The organism is Agrobacterium sp. CG160-95 (assembly GCF_053521725.1).
In genome coordinates, this window is the sequence record NZ_JBNWDU010000008.1 from 213,199 (window position 1) to 234,168 (window position 20,970).

The window sequence follows — 20,970 nt, forward strand, 5'->3', positions numbered from 1 at the left end:
GATGACGATGCTCTTCGGCGTTCCGCTTCAGGCCCTGCTCGGGCAATTGCTGATCGGCCTCATCAACGGGTCGTTTTATGCGCTCCTGTCGCTCGGCCTTGCCGTCATTTTCGGCCTGCTGCGCGTCATCAATTTCGCCCATGGTGCCCAATATATGCTTGGCGCTTTCGTCGCCTTTCTCGGCCTGCAATATTTCGGCATCAGCTTCTGGTGGGCACTGTTGGTGACGCCGCTTGTCGTTGCACTTTTCGGCGCGATCATCGAGCGCCTGCTACTGTCGCGGCTTTACGATCTCGATCCTCTGTATGGGCTGCTCTTCACCTTCGGCCTGGCGCTGGTGGTGGAAGGCACGTTCCGCTGGCTGTATGGTGCGGCGGGTCAACCTTATTCGGTTCCGCGCGAGCTTGCCGGCGGCACCAATCTCGGCTTCATGTTCCTGCCGAACTACCGCGCTTTCGTCGTCGTCATCTCGCTTGTCGCCTGCATCGCCACCTGGGCGTTGATCGAAAAGACGCGGCTCGGCTCCTATCTGCGGGCGGCGACGGAAAATCCGACACTGGTGCAGGCCTTCGGTATCAACGTGCCTGTGCTCCTGACGCTGACCTACGCGCTGGGTGCGGGCCTTGCCGGCTTCACCGGCGTGCTGGCCGCGCCGATCTATCAGGTCTCACCGCTGATGGGCACCAACCTCATCATCGTCGTCTTCGCCGTCGTCGTGGTCGGCGGCATGGGGTCGATCATGGGCGCCATCGTCACCGGCTACATGCTGGGTATCGCTGAAGGCCTGACCAAGGTGTTCTACCCGGAAGCGTCCAACATCGTCATCTTCGTCATCATGGCCTTTGTGCTGCTCATCCGCCCCGCCGGACTTTTCGGAAAGGACGCCTGATATGTCCAAAGCCACTCACAACCCGACAGCCGGCGCGATGCCGCAGGCCGAGGTTTCCGCAACCGCTGGAACCATCAAGACCGTGCTGATACTGGCAGGACTGGCCGTGCTGATCGCTGCACCGATGTTCGTTTATCCGATCTTTCTGATGAAGCTGCTTTGCTTCGCGCTGTTTGCCTGCGCCTTCAATCTGCTGATCGGTTACACCGGGCTGCTTTCCTTCGGCCATGCGGCATTTTTCGGCGGCGCTGCCTATTTCACCGCCTATTCGGTGAAGGAATGGGGCGTCACGCCCGAGATCGGCCTCCTCATCGGCATGGCGGGTGCCGCCCTTCTTGGCCTCGTCATCGGCTTTTTCGCCATTCGCCGGCAGGGCATCTATTTCGCCATGATCACGCTTGCCTTGTCGCAGATGTTTTATTTCTTCTGCCTTCAAGCACCCTTCACCCATGGTGAGGACGGGTTGCAGGGCGTGCCCCGTGGACACCTCTTCGGCCTTCTCGATCTCAACGCGCCGCTGAACATTTACTACACGGTGCTTGCCGCCTTCGTGCTGGCACTTCTCGTCATCTGGCGTTTCGTCAACTCGCCGTTCGGCATGATCCTGAAATCCATCCGCGAAAACGAGCAGCGCGCCATTTCTCTTGGATACAGCGTGCAGCGTTACAAGCTTGGTGCTTTCGTCATGTCGGCGGCGCTTGCCGGTCTTGCGGGCGGCCTGAAGGCGCTGGTGTTCCAGTTCGCAACCTTGACCGATGTGGCCTGGCAGATGTCGGGCGAGGTTATCCTGATGACCCTGCTCGGCGGTATTGGCACCATGATCGGCCCGATCTTCGGTGCGGGGCTTGTCGTCGCACTGCAGAACTATCTCGCGACATCCGATTTCCCGGTCACCATCATCACCGGCCTCGTTTTCATGGCCTGCGTTCTGGTGTTCCGGCGCGGCCTGATCGGTGAATTTTACGCTTCGCGGCTCGGGCGAAGACTGGGTTTTCAGCACCGAGGATAAGAATTTTTTGAAACAGGGGGAAGGCTCCTCCGCGTCCGGGGCGACGCGGCAAGGGCGCCCCATGGAGAATAGCATGGCGGAATTTGACTATATCGTCATCGGAGCGGGAAGTGCGGGATGCGTTCTCGCCAACCGCCTCTCGAAAGACCCGAACAATCGCGTCCTGCTGCTGGAAGCGGGTGGCAACGATAATTATCACTGGATCCATATTCCGGTCGGTTACCTCTATTGCATCAACAATCCGCGCACCGACTGGTGTTTCAAGACGGCGGAAGAACCTGGGCTTAACGGAAGGTCGTTGATCTATCCTCGCGGCAAGGTTCTCGGCGGCTGCTCCTCCATCAACGGCATGATCTATATGCGTGGTCAGGCCCGCGACTACGATGTCTGGCGTCAACTCGGCTGCGAGGGCTGGGGATGGGATGATATCCTGCCCTATTTCATGAAGTCGGAGGATTTTTATCGCGGCAAGGGCGACATGCATTCCACCGGCGGCGAATGGCGGGTGGAGAAGGCGCGCGTGCGCTGGGATGTGCTTGATGCCTTTCAGCAGGCGGCGGGTGAGGCCGGCATTCCTGCGACCGAAGATTTCAACCGGGGCGACAATGAAGGGGCCGGTTATTTCGATGTGAACCAGCGGTCGGGCTGGCGCTGGAACACGGCCAAGGCCTTTTTGAAACCGGCGCTTGGCCGCCGGAATTTGACAGTCATGACCAAGGCCCATGTCAAGCGTCTCATTGTCGAAGAGGGCTTGGTCACCGGCGTCGAGTTTCACCACGACGGCGTCTTGAAAAAGATGCGTGCACGGCGCGAAACGGTGCTTTCGGCAGGTGCAGTCGGTTCACCACACATTCTGGAGCTTTCCGGCGTTGGCCGCGGCGACGTGTTGCAGGCCGCCGGTATCGACACAGTGACGGAAGTTCAAGGTGTGGGCGAGAACCTGCAGGATCATCTGCAATTGCGCATGGTCTATAAGGTTTCAGGCGTCCTGACGCTGAATGAGAGGGCCTCGACCCTGTTCGGAAAGGCAAGGATCGGCCTCGAATATGCTTTGACCCGCTCCGGGCCGATGTCGATGGCGCCGAGCCAGCTTGGTGTCTTCACCCGTTCCTCTCCGGAAAAGGAGACGGCGGATCTGGAATATCATGTCCAGCCGGTGTCACTCGACAAGTTTGGTGATCCGGTTCACACTTTTCCGGCCATTACGGCAAGTGTCTGCAATCTGCGGCCCGAAAGCCGAGGCTCAGTGCATGTGAAAGGACCGGATTTCGCCATGCAGCCGGAAATCCGACCGAATTATCTATCGACGGAAGGCGACCGCCGGGTAGCCATCGATTCCATGCGGCTGACGCGCCGCATCGTCAACCAGCCCGCCTTTTCGCGGTTCAAACCGCAGGAATACCGGCCCGGCCCTTCTTTTGAGAATGACGACGATCTGGCCCGCGCTGCGGGCGATATCGGCACGACCATATTCCACCCCGTCGGCACCCTGCGCATGGGCTCCGATGCCGAAAGCGTTGTCGATACGCGGCTGAAATTCCGCAAGCTTGCACGGCTGCGTGTGGCGGACGCCTCCATCATGCCGAGGATCACGTCCGGAAATACCAATTCGCCAACGATCATGATTGCCGAAAAGGCTGCCGACATGATCCTTGCGGATAATCGCTAAGAGGAGCGTTCCCATGAAGACCGTCGCTTTTATCGGACTTGGCCATATGGGCCTGCCGATGGCCGCCAATCTCGTCAAGGCCGGTTATGCCGTCAGGGGTTTCGACCTTTCCGAGGCATGCCGCGCGGCGGCGAGGGAGGCCGGAATTCCCGTCGCTTTGGATTCTGCCGAAGCCATTGATGCGGCAGAAGTGATCGTAACCATGCTGCCGAAGGGGGAACATGTTGTTTCGGTATATGGCGATCTGGTGCAGAAAATAGCTGCCGGAACGCTTCTCATCGATTGCTCGACGGTGGATATGGACAGCGCCCTGAAGGCACACGAGCTTGCCGCTTCCGCCGGTTGCCCCTCCGTCGACGCGCCTGTATCTGGCGGTACGGGCGGTGCCAGTGCCGGCACCTTGACCTTCATGTGTGGCGGCGAGGCCGAGGCTTTCTCGGCGGCCAAGCCGGTGCTGGAAGCCATGGGCAAGAAGATCGTCCATTGCGGCAAGGGCGGCAACGGCCAGGCGGCCAAGATCTGTAACAACATGATCCTCGGCATTTCCATGATTGCGGTTTCCGAGGCCTTCGTGCTGGGCGAAAAACTCGGCCTTTCGCATCAGGCGCTGTTCGATGTCGCCTCCACCTCATCGGGTCAATGCTGGTCGCTCACCACCTATTGCCCGGTGCCGGGACCAGTGCCGACATCACCGGCGAACAATGATTATCAACCGGGTTTCGCTGCGGCGCTGATGCTGAAGGATTTGTTACTCTCGCAGGCGGCCGCGAGTGGAGCCGGCGTTGCCACTCCACTCGGCGCCGCAGCATCGACGCTTTATGAGAACTTCGTGGGTGAGGGCGGTGGCGCGCGTGATTTCTCCGCAATCGTCGAAATGCTACGCGGAGGCGAGGCATGATGGACGCCACGCCGTCGGATATTCTGTGGGTACCGCCAATGGAAAGGCTGGAGCACTCGGCGCTTTTTGCCTTTGCCACAAGGACCGCATCGCTGCATGGGCTTTCGGCTGACGATTATTCCGGCCTGCTGCGCTGGTCCATTGAGGCACCGGATGCCTTTTACAATGCCCTGTGGGACGAGCTGGGGATCATCGGCACGCGCGGCGAAAGGGCCTTCAAGCCTGGCGCGACCATGCGGGAAGCCGAGTTTTATCCCGGCGCGAGGCTCAATTATGCCGAAAACCTGCTGCGCGATGCCGATGAACGGTTGGCGATCATCGCCCATCGAGATGATGGCACGCGGCGTGAAATCAGCCGCAGGCAGCTTTATGCGGATGTCTCCCGCATGGTGCAGGCGCTTGTCCACGCAGGCGTGCAGGAAGGCGATCGTATCGGCGCTATCGTCACCCACGATATCGAGGCGATCGTCGGTTATCTGGCAACGAGCGCCATCGGAGCCATCTGGTCGTCCTGTTCACCGGATTTCGGCCCGGCGGGGGCGTCCGACCGGCTCTCGCAGATCGATCCGAAAATCCTCATCGCCGTGCCGGAATACGGTTATGCCGGCAAGCGGATTGATGTCGCACCGACCATCCGCGCGGTGGTGGAAAGCGCTGCCCCTAAAAAGATCGTGCTGATTGGTGACGTTGTTCCCGCCAGCCTTTCCGATCTCGGCTGCGTGACGTTGCATGATTTCGTTTCGCCCTTTGAGCCGGGTGAAATCGCGTTCAACCGGCTGCCGGTCAAGGCGCCGCTGGCGATCCTTTATTCCTCCGGCACCACCGGCAAGCCGAAATGCATCACCCATTCCGGCGGTGGCCTGCTTCTTCAGCATATGAAGGAGCAGAAGCTGCAATGCGATATCAGGCAAGGCGAACGTTTCTTCTATTTCACCACCTGCGGCTGGATGATGTGGAACTGGCAGGTGTCCGGCCTGGCGCTTGGCGCCACCCTCGTCACCTATGACGGCAACCCGGGTTATCCGTCGCCCGCACGGCTGATCGATCTCATTGACGCCGAACGGATCTCGACCTTCGGAACATCGGCCAAATTTATCGACGCATGCCTGAAGGCAGGGTTGAAACCGCGCGAAACCCATGACCTTTCATCCCTTCGGACAATCCTTTCCACCGGCTCGCCGCTCATCCCGCAATCCTTCGATTATATCTATCGCGACTGGAAGGCCGATCTGCATCTCGCCTCCATTTCCGGCGGCACGGATATATGCGCCTGTTTCCTTGGCGGCAATCCGCTGCAACCTGTTCACCGTGGGGAGCTGCAGGGCGCGATGCTCGGTATGGATGTCGACACCCTGGACGATGAAGGCCATCCCGTTCGCGGCGTGGCTGGTGAGCTCGTCTGCCGCAATGCCCATCTTTCCATGCCCGTCAAATTCTGGGGCGATGAGGACGGTTCTCGTTATCAGGCTGCCTATTTCGATCGCTTCCCAGGCATCTGGGCGCATGGCGATTTTGCCGAAATACGTGCCACCGGCGGATATGTCATCCACGGGCGCTCGGATACGACGCTCAATCCCGGTGGGGTTCGCATCGGTACGGCGGAAATATACCGTCAGGTGGAAGCAGTGCCGGAGGTCGAGGAAGCGATTGCCGTGGGTCAGGACATTGACGGTGACCAGCGGGTTATCCTCTTCGTGCGCCTTAAAGAGGGTGCAGCGCTGACGGAGGACCTCGAAAAGACCATCCGTACCCGCATCCGCTCGGGTGCTACGCCACGGCATGTTCCGGCAAGGATCATTGCCGTCACGGCCATTCCCCGTACCCGCTCGGGCAAGATTTCCGAAATCGCAGTTCGCGACACCATTCATGGCAGGCCGGTGAAAAACACCGACGCGCTCGCCAATCCCGAAGCGCTCGAGCTTTTCCGCAACCTGCCGCAACTGAAGGATTAGGATGATGGAGGATCAACCGAAAACCGTTCTGGTCACCGGCTCCACCAGCGGCATTGGCCTTGCTATCGCCAAACGTTTTGCCGAGGCGGGATTTCTCGTCGCCGTCCACGGCATAGAAACGGTGGAGGCGGCGACGCAGGCACTGGAGGCGGTTGCAAAGGTGGCGCGGCACCGGCCGGTCTATTTTTCTGCCAACCTCGCCAATTATGACGAGAGTGCACATCTGCCGGAAACCGTCATTGCCGAATTCGGTCACATCGACGTGCTCGTCAACAATGCCGGCATCCAGAAGGTCGCGCCGATCGACGAATTCGATTTCGCCGATTTCTCCCATATTGTCGCGATCTCCCTCGACAGTGCTTTTCATACGATCCGTGCAGCCCTGCCGGGCATGAAGGAAAGGGGTTGGGGGCGCATCGTCAATATTGCTTCCGCACATGGGTTGCGCGCCTCACCCTTCAAGGGTCCCTATGTGGCGACGAAACATGCCGTGGTGGGCCTGACGAAAAGCGTGGCGCTGGAAGTGGCCGAACTTGGCATTACCTGCAACGCCATCTGCCCCGGTTACGTCTGGACGCCGCTCGTCGCGGCGCAGGTTGCCGATCAGGCCCGCCTGCATGGCATGGGTGAGGATGAGGTGGTGAAGAAGGTGATGCTTGCGCCGCAGCCGACGCGACGTTTCGTGCAGCCGGAGGAAGTGGCGGAGATGGCGCTTTACCTCACGGGCGATATGGCGCGCTCCATCACCGGCACCACCATTTCCATCGACGGCGGCTGGACCGCTAAATAATTTTCGCGCATCCGGCTCAAGCGAACGATCTGCCATCCTTCCGGTATTGTGAGGCGATTTCAATACTGTATAGTTTTGCGTGCGGCGGGGTCAGCGCCGTGTTCACGGAACAGCGGTATTATGAACACAGGGTTTTCGGAAGCTCCGCTAGCGCGCTCGCGTTTCGATACACGCCATGTGCCGAAGCGCGACGCCATGGCGCTGTGGCGCGATTCGATCAACGTGCTTTTTGATGCCCGCCTGCGCAGATCGCAGGATGACGGTTTTTTTGCCAGTGTCGATGCCGCCTTCATCGGCAATGTCGCGCTTGGCCGCACCCAGTCCTCGGCGCAGGATTTCGACCGCTCGCGCTACAAGATTGCCCGGGACGGGATGGACGGCTTTCTCCTGCAATTTTACGCCAGCGGCCAAAGCATGTCGCGGCGCGGAGCGGGCGAGACTGCCGGCCCGGGCGATCTCTACATCATTGACATGGCGCAGCCGCTGGCCACAGCCACAACCGATCACGATCATCTGAGCCTTGTCGTGCCGCGCCGGCTGCTGGAAGGCAGGCTCATCGGTTCCGGCAATAATCACGAGCGCGTGCTGCCAGCCGGTTTGCCCCTGGTATCTCTGCTGCGGGAAACGATGACCAGCGTTTACCGCCACTTTGACGTCATGAACGCCAATGACGGCGCGGCCACGGTCTCGCCATTGCTGGAGCTTGCCGCGGCTGCCATCAATAATCATGTCCGGGAAGACAATGCGCAGGGTGTTCAGCGGGCGCTGCGAGCATCCATCAGGCGCTATATCGACAATCACCTGCTCGATCCGGCCTTGTCGGTGGAAAAGGTCATGGGCGAGTTCGGCGTATCGCGACGCACCGTCTACCGGCTTTTCGAACCGCTGGGCGGGTTTTCGGCCTGTATCACCCATAGGCGCCTCGAACGGGCAATGGATTTCCTGCGGGCGCCGCAGTCGGCCCATATGACGATAGCTGAGGTGGCGGCGTCCTATGGCTTCACCAACCCGGAAAATTTCAGCCGCGTTTTCAAGAAGACCTTCGGCCTGTCGCCGCGTCAGATGCGGCATTTCGCATCCGAAAACCGCGATACCATACCGGATATTATCAAACCGGATAGCGCAGAGTGGACACGCTGGATCGTGCAGCTCGGTCGCTGACGCGATTGTTTCGAAGCCGATCTGACACTGTATGACGGAATGTTGGCACAATCCGACCATTCGTTCCGCTTGTACCTCCGCAGGGATGCGCTTGCGCGGCGGGCGTGCCACAGTACGGACGTTGTTTTTAATAGATATTTCGCCTGACAATCATGATGATACGAATTCTCAATTTTCTGGAGATGCTGCCCGTATGGCGGGTGCGTCGCCGCGACACGACGAGATACCTCGAAGCCGCCGGCGACCAATGCGATTTTGAAACGGCGGGACCACCGCTGTGGCTGTCGATTTCTGAAAACCCGCCGGAAATCCAGTGCGAAACCGAAGACGTCAATCGCCGGCCACCATTCTCGTGGCTGGGGATTGGGCAAAGTTTCAGTGCGGTCGATGAGTTCGACGGTGCCGGTTGCGATAGACTTGCGGTCGCAGAGTACGGCTAAGCTGATTTTGCTGTCTGGAACAAACTGTGTCCCTGTGAATTAAATCACCAGGGTTACAGGGAGTGAGAGACATGGCCAGAGAAAATACCAGCTATCTTGGCGGTCGGCATGATCCGAAAAATGAAACCGCAACGCGGGCGCGGCAAGGGGTAAAAGGACGTCCGGTTCTTGTCATCCTGGTTGTCAGTCTGCTTCTCGCGCTGGTGGTCTGGACGGTCGTCGAATATGCGGTTTTCGAACCCGACGAGAACCGGCCGCAAAACGCTCAGACGGATACTGCGCCGGCGCCACAAAACCCATAACCATCATGCCGTGAAATTTTTCACGGTGAATGTTGAGTTTGTATGGAACCAGATTGCCCCCAATTCCATTTCACGCAAAGTGACAGGAATCGGGGGTTTCATTCATGGCAGTCACCGTTACTGCGGTTATTCTATCGCTGATCGGCCTTGCGCTGTTCGGTTTTGGCTCTCAGCTCGTCATGTTGGGCGGGAGCTTCTATTACGTCCTTTCCGGTATGGCCTTCCTGTTGACAGCCATTCTGCTGTTCAAGCGTAACCGGGCAGCTCTCCACGTCTATGCCGTCTTCATTGTCGCGACACTCGCCTGGGCCCTCTGGGAAGTGGGTTTCGACTGGTGGCAACTTGGGCCGCGGGGTGGCTTCGTCATTCTTATCGGCCTGTGGTTGTTGGTGCCCTGGGTCAGGAAGCCTCTCGGTTTTTCAAGCCCGACAGGGCTGAATTACGGCCCGAACGCCTGGCCACTCGCGCTCTCCGTTCTCGCCTCCATTGTGGTGGCGGGATATTCGATGGCGCAGGATCCGCATGACCAGGCAGGGTCCTTGTCTGAGGAGAAGGTGGCGTCCGCTCCGATCTATGGCGGCGACGTGCCGGATGGCGATTGGCATCAATACGGCCGCACGCCTTATGGCCAGCGCTATTCGCCGCTGACGCAGGTCAATGTCGATAATGTTTCGCAGCTGAAGGAAGCGTGGCGGTACCAGACCGGCGACGTGAAGCTACCGGATGATGTGGGTGAAACCACCTATCAGGTAACGCCGCTCAAGATCGGCAATACGCTTTATATCTGCACGCCGCACAATTGGGCGATCGCCATCGATGCCGCCACCGGCAAGGAAAAATGGAAATACGACCCCAATGTCGGTCTTAACCCGGACCGCCAGCACCAGACGTGCCGCGGTGTTTCCTATTATGCCGAACCCAATGCCGCACAGGGCACCGCCTGCGCCCAGCGCGTTTACCTGCCGACCTCGGATGCGCGGCTGATTGCGCTTGATGCAGCGACCGGTCAGATCTGCACATCCTTTGCGGATCAGGGCGTGCTGCATCTGGAACAGGGCATGAAATACAATCCTGCCGGTTATTATTATTCGACCTCGCCGCCCGTGATCGCGGCGGGCAAGATCATCATCGGCGGTGCGGTGAACGATAACTACTCCACGCAGGAACAGTCCGGCGTCATCCGTGCGTTCGATGTGAACAGCGGCGCACTCATCTGGAACTGGGATTCCGGCAATCCGGAAAAGACCGAGCCAATTGCCGCAGGCGAAACCTACACTACCAACTCGCCGAACAGCTGGTCCGTGTTGAGCTACGACGAGGGGCTTGGCCTCGTTTACGTACCCCTCGGCAATCAGGTGCCGGACCAGCTTGGTATGGGTCGCAGCGAGAATGTGGAGAAATATTCCTCCTCCATCGTGGCGCTCGATATCAATACCGGCAAGGATCGCTGGGTGCGCCAGACGGTTCATCACGACCTCTGGGATATGGATGTGCCGGCCCAGCCGGTGCTGCTCGACATCACCAAGAACGGTCAAAGCGTTCCCGCACTCGTCGGCCCTACAAAGCAGGGCGATATCTACGTTCTGGACCGGCGCACGGGTGAGCCGCTTCTGCCGATTACGGAAGAACCGGCACCGGGCGGTACAATCCCTGAGGACTTCAGCTCCCCGACTCAGCCAACGACGGCGCTGTCGTTCAAGCCGGAGCCGCTGAAGGAAAAGGACATGTGGGGCGTCTCCATGTTCGATCAGCTCGCCTGCCGCATCCGCTTCCATCAGCTGAACTATCAGGGCCGCTATACGCCGCCCTCGCTGAACGGCTCCATCATCTATCCCGGCAATTTTGGCACGTTCAACTGGGGCAGCGTCGCGGTCGATCCCGAACGTCAGGTCATGTTCGGCATGCCGACATACCTTGCCTTTACCTCGCAGCTCGTGCCGCGCGCCGACATCCCGCCGAAGGGCCAGGACGAGAAGGGCAGTGAGCAGGGGCTGAACCGCAATGACGGTGCGCCCTATGGCGTCTTCATGGGACCGTTCCTCGGTCCGCTGAAAATCCCCTGCCAGGCACCGCCGTGGGGTTATGTCGCGGGTGCCGACCTGCGCACCGGCGATATCGCCTACAAGCACAAGAACGGCACGGTCCATGACATGACGCCGCTGCCGTTGCCCTTCAAGGTGGGCGTACCGGGCATTGGCGGGCCGATGATTACCAAGGGTGGCGTGGCCTTCCTCGGTGCTGCCGTCGACAACTATCTGCGCGCCTACAACCTCACCACCGGCAAACAGCTTTGGGAAGCACGTCTGCCGGCTGGCGGGCAGGCAACGCCCATGACCTATGCGCTGGATGGCGGCAAGCAATATGTTGTGATGGTCGCGGGTGGTCACGGCTCTGTCGGAACCAAGCCGGGCGACTATGTGATCGCCTATACCCTGCCGTAAAACGAGGCGGATTCAATCAAACAAAAAAAACCGGAATGGATGACCATTCCGGTTTTTGCTTGTGCAGTTGGAAAAGGCGATCAGGCCGCCTTTTTCTGTGCTGCGGCATTGATCGATGTCTTGGCAAGCGCGCTCAGCGCATCGTCCGTCTTGGACTCTTCCTTCAGCGTCGCATCCAGCAGGGTAACGGCATTGGCATGACCAAGCTTTTCGGCCCATGCCTTCAGGGTGCCATAACGGGCGATTTCGTAATGTTCGACCGCCTGAGCCGAGGAAATGAGACCGGCATCGAGAGCTGCGGTGCCCTTGAAATCGTCCATAATCTCTTCGCCCTCGGCAATGATGCCCTGGATGGCCTCGCAGGTCTTACCCTGCGCCCGCTTGCCGATGATCTCGAACACTTCCTGCAGGCGTTCGATCTGGCCCTGCGTTTCTTCCTTGTGCTTTTCGAAGGCCTGTTTCAGCTTCGGGTCTGTCGCTGCCCGCGCCATTTTCGGCAGAGCTTTCAGGATCTGCCTTTCGGCGTAATAGATATCCTTCAGCGTATCGTAAAACAGGTCGTCGAGTTTTTTCTCGGCCATTGGTTCTTCTCCCATGGTGTGAAAGTACGTGATGTACGCCATTGCGCACGGGAGACAAACCTTTCGGAGCCCCTATGGTTCCGGCTCTGTTGCGCGCAACGTTTTATATTCCAGCAGACGCTCCGCCGCATATAGGATGACAAGCGGCATCAGTCGAAACGGAAGAGATCGGCGTCGGGGTCCTTGCCACCATTAACGGCAGCGGCGACTATCTCGGCGGCGATCTGGCTGAAGGTGATGCCGTTGCCGCCAAAGCCCATGACGGCATAAACGTTCTTCATGCCGGGAACCGCGCCGATCAGCGGCAGGCCCGTGGTGGTCGTGCCGAAGCCGGCCGCCCAGCGATATTCGGGTTCGCCGATGTCGACGCCAAGAAGCTTTTCGATCTTGCGTTTGATTGCATCCGCCTTGGAGGCAAGCTTGCTCTCAGACAGGTAGGATGTGGAGTTCTCTTCATCCTCACCACCGGCAATAAGGCGCCCGTCCCGGTCGGTGCGCAGGTAGAGATAGGGATCTGAAGCCTCCCAGAGGATGTGGCTATTCAGCCAGTCCGGCAGATCGATACCCTTCGCACTCGCCAGCGCCCAGGTGGAGATGATCTGGTGTTTCGGGCTTTCGAGCGATTTCAGGAATTCGTATCCGGTGCAGAAAACGATATTGCGCGCGGAAATGATTTTGCCCTGTGCTGTGGCGACGACCACCTCGTCACCGAGATTTCGAAGATCGGTGATTTCAAGTTGTGAAACGATCTCAGCGCCGGCGCCCGCTGTGTGGCGCAACAGGCCTGCCGTCAGCTGCGCCGGATTGGCGGAAGCGGAGATATCGCTGAGGATCGCCCCTGTCCGCTCAATCGCATAGTCGTTTTTAAGTTCTGCGGTGTCGAGAAAGCGGGCCTCGATCCCGGCCTCTTCGCGCGCTGCCGCTTCGGCCTTCAATGCACGCAAACCCATCTCGTCTCCGGCAAGATAAAGCGCCTGTTTGCGCGCCATGCTGCAGGAAATGCCAAGCGAAGAAACGATTTCCTCCAGCCGCAGCACGGCGCGCGCGGAGCGCTGCCACGCCCGATCAGCAGCATCCTTGCCGATCATCTTTCTGAGCTCAATAAGGGGTGTGTCGATCTCGTGCTGTATCATCGCAGTGCTGGCGACACTGCTGCCCATCACCGGATCACGCCGGTCGACGATCAGCATGGATTGCCCCGGTCTCTGCAACGCATGGGCGGCAAGCGCGCCGCTGATGCCGGCGCCGACGACGATCGTATCGTAATGGTCGGAACTCGGGGTGTTTCTGGTGCGGAGGCCTATGCGTGGCGTGTCGGCCCAAAGGGGTTTCGATTCCCTGAGGTCGCGTTCCTTCGTCAGTTCCGATGTGGGCATGGAGTTTTCCTGAAAGGTGCAGGGCATTTACGGTGGAAACGCCTGGCGGGTTACGTCTGGAAAATGCGAACAAACAAAGACAGAGAGCGCATCCGGCCATTTTGGATAGGCCGGATGCGCTCTGGTTTTTTTCCGCTTTACGGCCCTTAGGCAGCGCGGCGCTCGTGGTTGCCTTCTTCGACCTCCTCGATGATTTTGGCGACGAAGGCGTCCAGATCATCGGGGCTGCGAGACGTGATGATGCCCTTATCGGTCACAACCTTTTCGTCCTTCCAGTTGGCGCCGGCATTTTTCAGGTCGGTTTTGATCGACCAATAGGAGGTCGCGTCACGACCGCGCAGGGCATCTGCTTCAACCAGAAGCCAAGGGGCATGGCAGATGGCAGCCACGACCTTGCCGGATTTGACGAAATCTCGCACCACGCGCATTGCATCCTCGTCATGACGCAATACGTCCGGATTGATCTGGCCGCCGGGCAGGACGAGTGCATTGAAATCATTGGCGCTGACGTTCTTCGCGGACATATCGACGGCGATGCTATCGCCCCAGTTCTTTTCGTCCCAGCTCTTGATCTCACCATCCTTGATCGAGGCGATCTTGACGTCCGCGCCCTTGGCCTTCAGCTGATCATATGGCACGCGCAGTTCCGAACGCTCATAGCCGTCCGTTGCGAGAATGACGATTTTTGCAGTGTTGATGGCAGTCATGTCTGTTTCCTTCCTGTTTATCTGTTTTCGTCTTTGTCCGAATTCACGGAGGGCAGAAAAAACTCCACATCCTCACGGCGCTCCGGATCGAGCTTTTCGATATTCGTTTGCCAGAAGGTCTCGGCTTCTGCCGGTTCGTCTTCCCATTGGCGCACGAAGGTCTTGTTGTCGTCGATCATGACCTGACGGGTGCCGCCGAGCCGCAGATATTCTTCTGCAAGTTTACGCGTTTCGGTCTTTTCCATGTCGCGGTTCCTTGTGCGTGGAAAGCGGGGACGGAGGGCGCCGGATGGGTAAGAAGCTCGGCTGCCATTTCGTTGGCCACCGGGAGAAAACGGAAAAATCCCGATGTTCTTCAGCGCCATCGTGTCCGTTTGACACGGCGGCCCTCCTGCCAGAACAACGTGAGCTTTCCGGTATGGTTCCGCATTTTTTCAGGCGGATTCTTGCCGAGGACAAATGTATCGCGCGCAATTTTTATCGGAACAAACCGGCGAGTCGTGCTGTTTTACCCCAGATGCAGGGGAGGCAGCATGACAGCCAGACACAGTGACGGCGAGTGCCGCGGCAACGACGAAAACAAGGGTTTCTGGTCGATCGACTTCGGCAATTCACCGATCATCGGCACGGCCATTCATGATGGTCATCTCATTCGCCCGGACATAGCCTCGCTGATGGCTATTTCCGCCGACCAGCGGCTGAGAGAGGAAGACCCTTTTACCGGCGAGATGATCGCGGGGATGACAAACCGCATTGTCGTTCACCATTCGCGTTTCGAAATCGATCTCAACCGGTTCGCCGATCAGGCAGTTTATCTGAAGCCGGAACAATCCTGGGGGCTGGAGGTCTGGAAACAGGAGCCGCCGGAAGAGGCCACCCGGCAATCGCTCGATTTTCATGCCGACTATTACGCAATGCTCGAAGCAGTTCTTTCAACCGTCGAGCGGCGGCATGGTGCTTTTGTCGTGCTGGACATACACAGCTACAATCATCGCCGGCAGGGCGCTACAGCGCCGCAAACGCCCCAGGCGGAAGCGCCTGATATCAATATCGGCACATTTTCCATGGATCGCAGCCGCTGGAGTGACGTCGTCAGTGCGGTGGGCCATCATTTTGCGACAGCCACCATCGGCGGACGCCGCCTTGATGTACGCGAGAACGTCGCCTTTCAGGGCAAGGGTGAGCAGACCCGGTTTATTCACGAGCGTTTTGCGCAGAACGGCTGCGCCATCGCAGTGGAGTTCAAGAAATTCTTCATGGACGAGTGGACCGGTAAGCCGGATAAGCGCGTCGTTTCCGATATTCGCGACGCTATCACCGCACTTCAGCCGGTTCTCGAAGAATGCCTGAGGGCGCGGCGATGAACGTCTCCTCGGCGCGTGGTGAACCGTTACAGGTTATCGAGCTGGTAGACGATGTCGTCGCCTGCCTTGAGGCCGGCAAAGCCGTCCGTCGTGATGTCGGAAAGAACGGCCGGCTGCATATCGACCGGCCGCTGCCGTTTCTTTGCCTGCATCTGACTGGTGGCACGAAGGACCTTGCGGCCCGCGATATCGCCTCTGCGCATGCATCTTATCTGATCGCATCGAGCATTCAGGAGGCTGCACCCCTGATTGCAGCCGTCGGCACGGCCATGCGCGAACGTTTCGGCGCCTTCATGGTTCTCGATATCGGCGAACTGGAACACGACATTCTGCTCGCTGACGATTCACCTTTCCTGCCGCATTATGAGGTTTCCGTCTCGGCAACATCTGAGCCGGAAACGCAAAGTGCACGCCGTGTTTTCATTAAGGCGGTTTGTGATGCCGAAGTGCGTTTCCGCACGCCCCGCATAACCCGGCCCGAACCGGATGCCGATCCGATCCTCAGATTTCAAAATGCCGGGCTTGATTTTCCCTGCATCAGCGTGCGTTTCGCGCCGATCTACCGACAGCCTGAATCCGGCGCCGATTATCCCGGCCTGCGCGAGACGATGATTGCGGATATTTTCGATGCCGGCCTTCAGGCCTTCTCGTCATTCGCTGCCGGTAAAGAAGCACTCAAGGTTACCAGCCATCGCGCTCTCGGCCGCAAGGCCTTCGTTGATGCCGTCAGACGTGCCGATCGTTCAATAGACGACATCGTCTCGTCCTTTGATTTTCTTCTGTCCGTGACGCCGATCAATGCCCGCCGGGCCTTCGAGGAATTTCGCGACGGCAGCTTCCAATATGCGCCGCGCCTGCTTTACCGGCCGCTCGGCGTTGACGTCGAGGAGCAGAAACGCAAGCTCTATTCCGTCGTTTTCGATCATCTGGAAGACCCGGTGCTCTATCATCTCTACCGGGAGAAACAGCAGGAGATCGATCTGCAACTGACCATGCTCGCCAATCTGCATCGCCGTACTTTCACCGATTTCTCCCGCGCCCTTTACGGTGCCGTCGAACCCGCGCTTTTGACGCTGGCGCTCAAGGTGCTTGCCGATTGCCCACGCAAGGATGAGAGCGGCGAAATCGCCATGGTCGATTGTTATGCGGTCGCCAAAAAATCGCGCGAGATGATCGAGACCTATCTGGCGGAGGAGCCGGAATTCAAGGCGCGTGTCGAGATCAGGGATGACCTGCCGCCTGGCCTGATGGTGACGGGCGAGAAGCTCCTGATTTCTCGCCACACCGTCATGGAACAGCGCCGGGTCGAAGCGCTACTGTCGCATGAGATCGGCGTGCATCTCCTCACTTATTTCAACGGTTCGTTTCAGGGCCTCCGGCTCTTCCGCACCGGCCTTTCCGGTTACGAGGGCGTGCAGGAAGGGCTGGCAGTGCTGGCGGAACATCTGGCCGGCGGCATGACGCGCGAGCGCCTGCGGCTGATCGCCGGCCGTGTCGTCGGCTGCGCCGCCATGCTGGACGGCGCGACTTTTGTTGAGACGTTCCGGACTATGACCCGCGATCATGGTTTCGACGAGGCTGGCGCCTTCAACATGGTTTTGCGCATCTATCGTGGCGGCGGTCTTTCCAAGGACGCGATCTATCTGCGTGGGCTTGCGGAGGTGCTGGAGCATCTGCGCAACGGCGGCGCGCTCGATCCGTTCTGGATGGGCAAGATTGCCGCTGCCCATTTCCCGGTGATGCAGGAGCTTGCCTTGCGCGGCCTCTTGCGTCCGCCGGGCGTACGTCCCGCTTTTCTGCTGCCGGCCAAGGCCAATGAGCGGCTGGAAAAGATACGGGCCGGATTATCCATCGCCGAACTGGCGACATTGTAATATTACAGGAGGGGCTTATGCGTATCGCATTTTTCGTCAATTCCATCGAAACTGAGGGGCCTACTTTCGCAACCGGCCTGCTGGCCATAGCGGCGCTCAATCGCGGTCACGAGGTGGTGTATCTGACGCCTGGCGATTTTACCTTGCGCTCGGATGATAGCCTGACCGTACACGCCACCGTTCTACCGAAGGCCAAATACAAGAAAGCCGATGCTTTTCACGCGGCACTTCAGGACAAAGCACTGGAACGGCGTACCATGGATGTAGAGGAAATCGACGCGCTGATGCTGCGCAACGATCCCTCGCTGGATCAGACGACGCGGCCATGGGCGGTGCATGCCGGCATTCTGTTCGGGCGGCTGGCAGAACAGCGCGGCGTTGTGGTTTTGAACGACCCGGAAGGATTGGCGCTGGCGCAGAACAAGCTCTATTTCCAGAGCTTTCCGGAAATCGTACGCCCGACCACGATCATCTCGCGCAATGTCGATGAAATACGCGCATTTGCGGATACCCACCCTAAGGGTGTCATCGTCAAGCCGCTGCAGGGTTCAGGCGGCAAGAACGTCTTCAAGATCGGCTCCAGCAAGGAGGCCAATCTCAACCAGATTTTCGAGGCGGTCAGTCTCGAAGGTTACTTGATCGCACAGGCCTATCTGCCGGCCGCCAAGGATGGCGATATTCGGTTCTTCATGATGAATGGCAAGCCTCTGATGCGTGACGGACAATATGCGGCTTTGCGCCGCGTTCCGGCAAAAGGCGATCTGCGCTCCAACATTCACGCCAAGGGCACTGCCGAGGCCGTGAAGGTGACGGACGAGATTGTGGCGCTTGCCGAAATGATGCGGCCGAAGCTGGTGGAAGACGGTATGTTCCTGGTCGGGCTTGATATTGTCGGCGACAAGATACTGGAGGTGAACGTGTTTTCGCCCGGCGGTCTCTCCAACATTCGCGACCTCACCGATGTCGATTTCAGCGATACGATCATCGAAGCCGTGGAAACCAAGATCGCCATGCAGAGCGCTTCCGGCGGTATGCTCTCCAATCGTCTGCTGGCGACGCTTTGATTTATTCGCGCAGCTCCGTCGACTGCATGTCACGATACCAGGCGACGAGGGCCTTGATGCCCTCCTCAACCGGGGTTTGCGGCACATAGCCCGTCAAGGCCCTCAGAAGATCGGGTGAAGCGAAGGTGCGGGGAACGTCTCCCTGCTGCATCGGTAACATGTTGCGGATTGCCGGCCTGCCGACCGCCTTTTCGACCGTTTCGACAAAGTGCATCAGCTCTACCGGTTGGCCGCCGCCAATATTGACGATGCGGAAGGGTGCGTGGTGCGACAGCGTGTCGGTGACGCCTTCCTCAGTTACCCGGTTTTCCTCGGACGGAATGACCTGGCTCAGCCGGACGATACCTTCAACGAGGTCATCGATATAGGTGAAGTCGCGGCTCATATTGCCTTGGCCGTAAATATCGATCGGCTCGCCGTTCGAGATGGCGTCGACGAATTTGATTGGCGCCATGTCCGGCCGTCCCCACGGTCCGTAAACCGTGAAGAAACGGAAGGCTGTGGTGGGCAATTTGTGAAGATGGGCGTAGCTGTGCGCCATCAATTCCATCGATTTTTTGGTGGCCGCATAAAGCGTCATCGGCTCGTCGGCCTTGTCGCTTTCCGCAAAGGGAATTTTTTCATTGGCGCCGTAGATGGAGGAAGTTGAAGCCAGCATCAGGTGTTTGACACGCAGGTTCTTGGCAAGCTCCAGCATGTTCCACGATCCGATGAGATTGGAATCGATATAGGCGCGTGGATTTTCGAGGCTGTAGCGAACACCCGCCTGCGCGGCGAGGTGAATTATGATTTCCGGTTCGGCAGCCTCTGCCGCGCGCTTCAGCGCATCCGTGTCTTCCAGCATGCCGATTTCCGCCCTGAAACCGTTGGAGCGGGAAAGGATCGCATGGCGTTTTTCTTTCAGGCTGACATCGTAATATTTCGTCATGCCGTCGAAACCGGTTACGAAATGGCCGGCATCGAGCAGCCGTTTGGCAACGTAAAAACCGATGAAGCCCGCGGTGCCGGTAACCAGATAACGCATGATGACTATATCCCAAATCCGTTGGTGCGTTTGCGGCCGAACCGAAGCGCAAAAACCGTTTTAATGAAACTTCGAAGGCGAAACCGCTATTGGCCCTTGTCGGAACTGCTGTCGTGTGGGCGGCCAATGCCGGCATAAACGAAGCCGTGCCCGGTGACCTCGTCCGTGCGGTAGATATTGCGTAGATCCACCAGAACGGGGTTTTTCATGATGGCCTTCAGGCGCGGCAGATCGAGTGCGCGGAACTGGTTCCATTCCGTCACGATCACGACGGCATCGGCGCCTTCGGCAGCCTCGTAGGGGCCGCTTGCATAGTCGATATCCTCGATCACATGGCGGGCATTCACCATTCCCTCCGGATCGTAGCCGACCACCTTGGCGCCGCCGTCCTGGAGGGTCTGGATGATGGCAATCGCCGGGCTGTCGCGCATATCGTCGGTATTGGGCTTGAAGGTCAGGCCAAGGACCGCGATCTTCTTGCCGCGCACGTCGCCGCCCACCGCGTTGATGACCTTGCGGCCCATGGCGCGCTTGCGGTTGTCGTTGATGGCAATGGTGGTCTCGATCAGCCGCACAGGGGCGTCATAGTCCTGTGCGGTCTTGGCAAGCGCCAGCGTATCCTTGGGGAAACAGGAGCCGCCATAACCGGGGCCGGCATGCAGGAACTTCGCGCCGATGCGGCCATCGAGGCCGATGCCGCGCGAAATATCCTGAACATTGGCGCCGACCTTTTCGCACAGATCCGCCATTTCGTTGATGAAGGTGATCTTCATCGCCAGAAAGGCGTTGGCGGCATATTTGATCAGTTCCGAAGTGCGCCTGGTGGTGAAGAGCAAAGGCGACTGGTTGAGATAGAGCGGACGGTAAACCTCCGTCATCACCGGGCGGGCGCGCTCGTCGGAAAGACCGACGACGATGCGGTCCGGTCGCTTGAAATCCTCGATGGCCGCGCCTTCCCGCAGAAATTCCGGGTTGGAAACCACGGCAAAATCGGCCGAAGGGTTTTCTTCGCGGATGATGCGTTCCACCTCGTCCCCCGTGCCGACGGGAACGGTAGACTTGGTGACGATGACGGTGAAGCCGTCAAGCGAATGGGCGATTTCTTTCGCCGCCGCATAGACATAACCGAGATCGGCGTGGCCGTCGCCGCGCCGCGAGGGCGTGCCGACCGCGATGAAGACGACGTCGGCATTGGCAACCGCGGAGGAGAGGTCGGTGGTGAAGCTCAATCGGCCCGCCTTGGCGTTGTTGGCAACGATGACCTCCAGACCCGGTTCGAAGATCGGGATATGGCCGCTTTTCAGCGCTTCGATCTTCTCCGGCATCTTGTCCACGCAGATCACGTCATGGCCGAAATCGGCAAAACACGCACCGGAAACAAGGCCGACATAACCGGCACCGATCATCACTATCCGCATTCTTCTTCCTT

The 20,970-nt window shown here is 58.9% G+C and carries 20 protein-coding genes; 14 read left to right on the forward strand and 6 right to left on the reverse strand.

Annotated features, from left to right (window positions below; all coding sequences use genetic code 11):
• The first annotated feature begins 1 nt into the window (after position 1).
• From ACQZ63_RS23845 to ACQZ63_RS23890, 10 genes are all read left to right on the forward strand, one after another.
• Positions 2-889 (forward strand): branched-chain amino acid ABC transporter permease, encoded by an 888-nt coding sequence (locus tag ACQZ63_RS23845; protein ID WP_019566514.1) that lies wholly within the window; start codon positions 2-4, stop codon positions 887-889.
• 1 nt (position 890) lies between these two features.
• Positions 891-1,898, forward strand: a complete 1,008-nt coding sequence (locus ACQZ63_RS23850; protein ID WP_065658701.1) for a branched-chain amino acid ABC transporter permease — start codon at positions 891-893, stop codon at positions 1,896-1,898.
• Positions 1,899-1,971: 73 nt separating this feature from the next.
• Positions 1,972-3,567 carry a GMC family oxidoreductase gene (locus tag ACQZ63_RS23855; RefSeq protein ID WP_174043342.1) on the forward strand — a complete coding sequence of 532 codons (1,596 nt, stop codon included), beginning with the start codon at positions 1,972-1,974 and terminating at the stop codon, positions 3,565-3,567.
• A 13-nt stretch (positions 3,568-3,580) separates the two neighbouring features.
• The gene (gene mmsB, locus ACQZ63_RS23860; RefSeq protein WP_004431967.1) at positions 3,581-4,465 is read left to right on the forward strand and encodes a 3-hydroxyisobutyrate dehydrogenase; all 885 of its coding nucleotides are present in this window, start codon (positions 3,581-3,583) and stop codon (positions 4,463-4,465) included.
• A complete protein-coding gene (locus ACQZ63_RS23865; RefSeq protein ID WP_112391125.1) occupies positions 4,462-6,417 on the forward strand; it encodes an acetoacetate--CoA ligase in 1,956 nt (651 codons plus the stop codon). The genes mmsB and ACQZ63_RS23865 overlap by 4 nt, the downstream gene beginning before the upstream one ends.
• A gap of 4 nt (positions 6,418-6,421) precedes the next feature.
• A complete protein-coding gene (locus ACQZ63_RS23870; protein WP_025595201.1) occupies positions 6,422-7,207 on the forward strand; it encodes a 3-hydroxybutyrate dehydrogenase in 786 nt (261 codons plus the stop codon).
• Between the two features lie 117 nt (positions 7,208-7,324).
• Positions 7,325-8,368: a helix-turn-helix domain-containing protein gene (locus ACQZ63_RS23875; RefSeq protein ID WP_112496799.1), complete on the forward strand. Its 1,044-nt coding sequence runs from the start codon at positions 7,325-7,327 to the stop codon at positions 8,366-8,368.
• Positions 8,369-8,520: 152 nt separating this feature from the next.
• Positions 8,521-8,808 carry a hypothetical protein gene (locus tag ACQZ63_RS23880; protein ID WP_233283685.1) on the forward strand — a complete coding sequence of 96 codons (288 nt, stop codon included), beginning with the start codon at positions 8,521-8,523 and terminating at the stop codon, positions 8,806-8,808.
• 71 nt (positions 8,809-8,879) lie between these two features.
• Positions 8,880-9,110 (forward strand): hypothetical protein, encoded by a 231-nt coding sequence (locus ACQZ63_RS23885; protein WP_112391124.1) that lies wholly within the window; start codon positions 8,880-8,882, stop codon positions 9,108-9,110.
• A 104-nt stretch (positions 9,111-9,214) separates the two neighbouring features.
• Positions 9,215-11,551 (forward strand): glucose/quinate/shikimate family membrane-bound PQQ-dependent dehydrogenase, encoded by a 2,337-nt coding sequence (locus ACQZ63_RS23890; RefSeq protein ID WP_019566511.1) that lies wholly within the window; start codon positions 9,215-9,217, stop codon positions 11,549-11,551.
• 80 nt (positions 11,552-11,631) lie between these two features.
• Here the strand turns inward: ACQZ63_RS23890 and ACQZ63_RS23895 are convergent, their stop codons facing one another.
• From ACQZ63_RS23895 to ACQZ63_RS23910, 4 genes are all read right to left on the reverse strand, one after another.
• Positions 11,632-12,132 carry a YciE/YciF ferroxidase family protein gene (locus ACQZ63_RS23895; protein ID WP_004431986.1) on the reverse strand — a complete coding sequence of 167 codons (501 nt, stop codon included), beginning with the start codon at positions 12,130-12,132 and terminating at the stop codon, positions 11,632-11,634.
• Between the two features lie 149 nt (positions 12,133-12,281).
• Positions 12,282-13,508: an NAD(P)/FAD-dependent oxidoreductase gene (locus ACQZ63_RS23900; RefSeq protein WP_113473297.1), complete on the reverse strand. Its 1,227-nt coding sequence runs from the start codon at positions 13,506-13,508 to the stop codon at positions 12,282-12,284.
• Between the two features lie 146 nt (positions 13,509-13,654).
• Complete coding sequence (locus ACQZ63_RS23905) at positions 13,655-14,215, reverse strand: type 1 glutamine amidotransferase domain-containing protein (RefSeq protein WP_004431989.1); 561 nt, start codon at positions 14,213-14,215, stop codon at positions 13,655-13,657.
• 17 nt (positions 14,216-14,232) lie between these two features.
• On the reverse strand, positions 14,233-14,460 hold the full coding sequence (locus ACQZ63_RS23910; protein WP_004431991.1) for a hypothetical protein: 228 nt from the start codon (positions 14,458-14,460) through the stop codon (positions 14,233-14,235).
• A 44-nt stretch (positions 14,461-14,504) separates the two neighbouring features.
• Here ACQZ63_RS23910 and ACQZ63_RS23915 point away from each other — a divergent pair, with 44 nt between their 5' ends.
• The 4 genes from ACQZ63_RS23915 to ACQZ63_RS23930 are packed head-to-tail and all read left to right on the forward strand — an operon-like array spanning position 14,505 to position 18,517.
• Positions 14,505-14,768: a hypothetical protein gene (locus ACQZ63_RS23915; RefSeq protein ID WP_076844517.1), complete on the forward strand. Its 264-nt coding sequence runs from the start codon at positions 14,505-14,507 to the stop codon at positions 14,766-14,768.
• Positions 14,749-15,579, forward strand: coding sequence for an N-formylglutamate amidohydrolase (locus tag ACQZ63_RS23920; RefSeq protein ID WP_333717456.1), 831 nt, complete (start codon positions 14,749-14,751; stop codon positions 15,577-15,579). The genes ACQZ63_RS23915 and ACQZ63_RS23920 overlap by 20 nt, the downstream gene beginning before the upstream one ends.
• Positions 15,576-17,453 carry a flavohemoglobin expression-modulating QEGLA motif protein gene (locus tag ACQZ63_RS23925; protein WP_448799430.1) on the forward strand — a complete coding sequence of 626 codons (1,878 nt, stop codon included), beginning with the start codon at positions 15,576-15,578 and terminating at the stop codon, positions 17,451-17,453. The genes ACQZ63_RS23920 and ACQZ63_RS23925 overlap by 4 nt, the downstream gene beginning before the upstream one ends.
• Positions 17,454-17,470: 17 nt before the next feature.
• On the forward strand, positions 17,471-18,517 hold the full coding sequence (locus tag ACQZ63_RS23930; RefSeq protein WP_112751868.1) for a glutathione synthase: 1,047 nt from the start codon (positions 17,471-17,473) through the stop codon (positions 18,515-18,517).
• Between the two features lies 1 nt (position 18,518).
• Here ACQZ63_RS23930 and ACQZ63_RS23935 read toward each other — a convergent pair whose 3' ends face one another.
• Complete coding sequence (locus ACQZ63_RS23935; RefSeq protein WP_013762120.1) at positions 18,519-19,541, reverse strand: NAD-dependent epimerase; 1,023 nt, start codon at positions 19,539-19,541, stop codon at positions 18,519-18,521.
• An 86-nt stretch (positions 19,542-19,627) separates the two neighbouring features.
• Complete coding sequence (locus ACQZ63_RS23940) at positions 19,628-20,959, reverse strand: UDP-glucose dehydrogenase family protein (RefSeq protein WP_035252640.1); 1,332 nt, start codon at positions 20,957-20,959, stop codon at positions 19,628-19,630.
• Positions 20,960-20,970 lie beyond the last annotated feature (11 nt).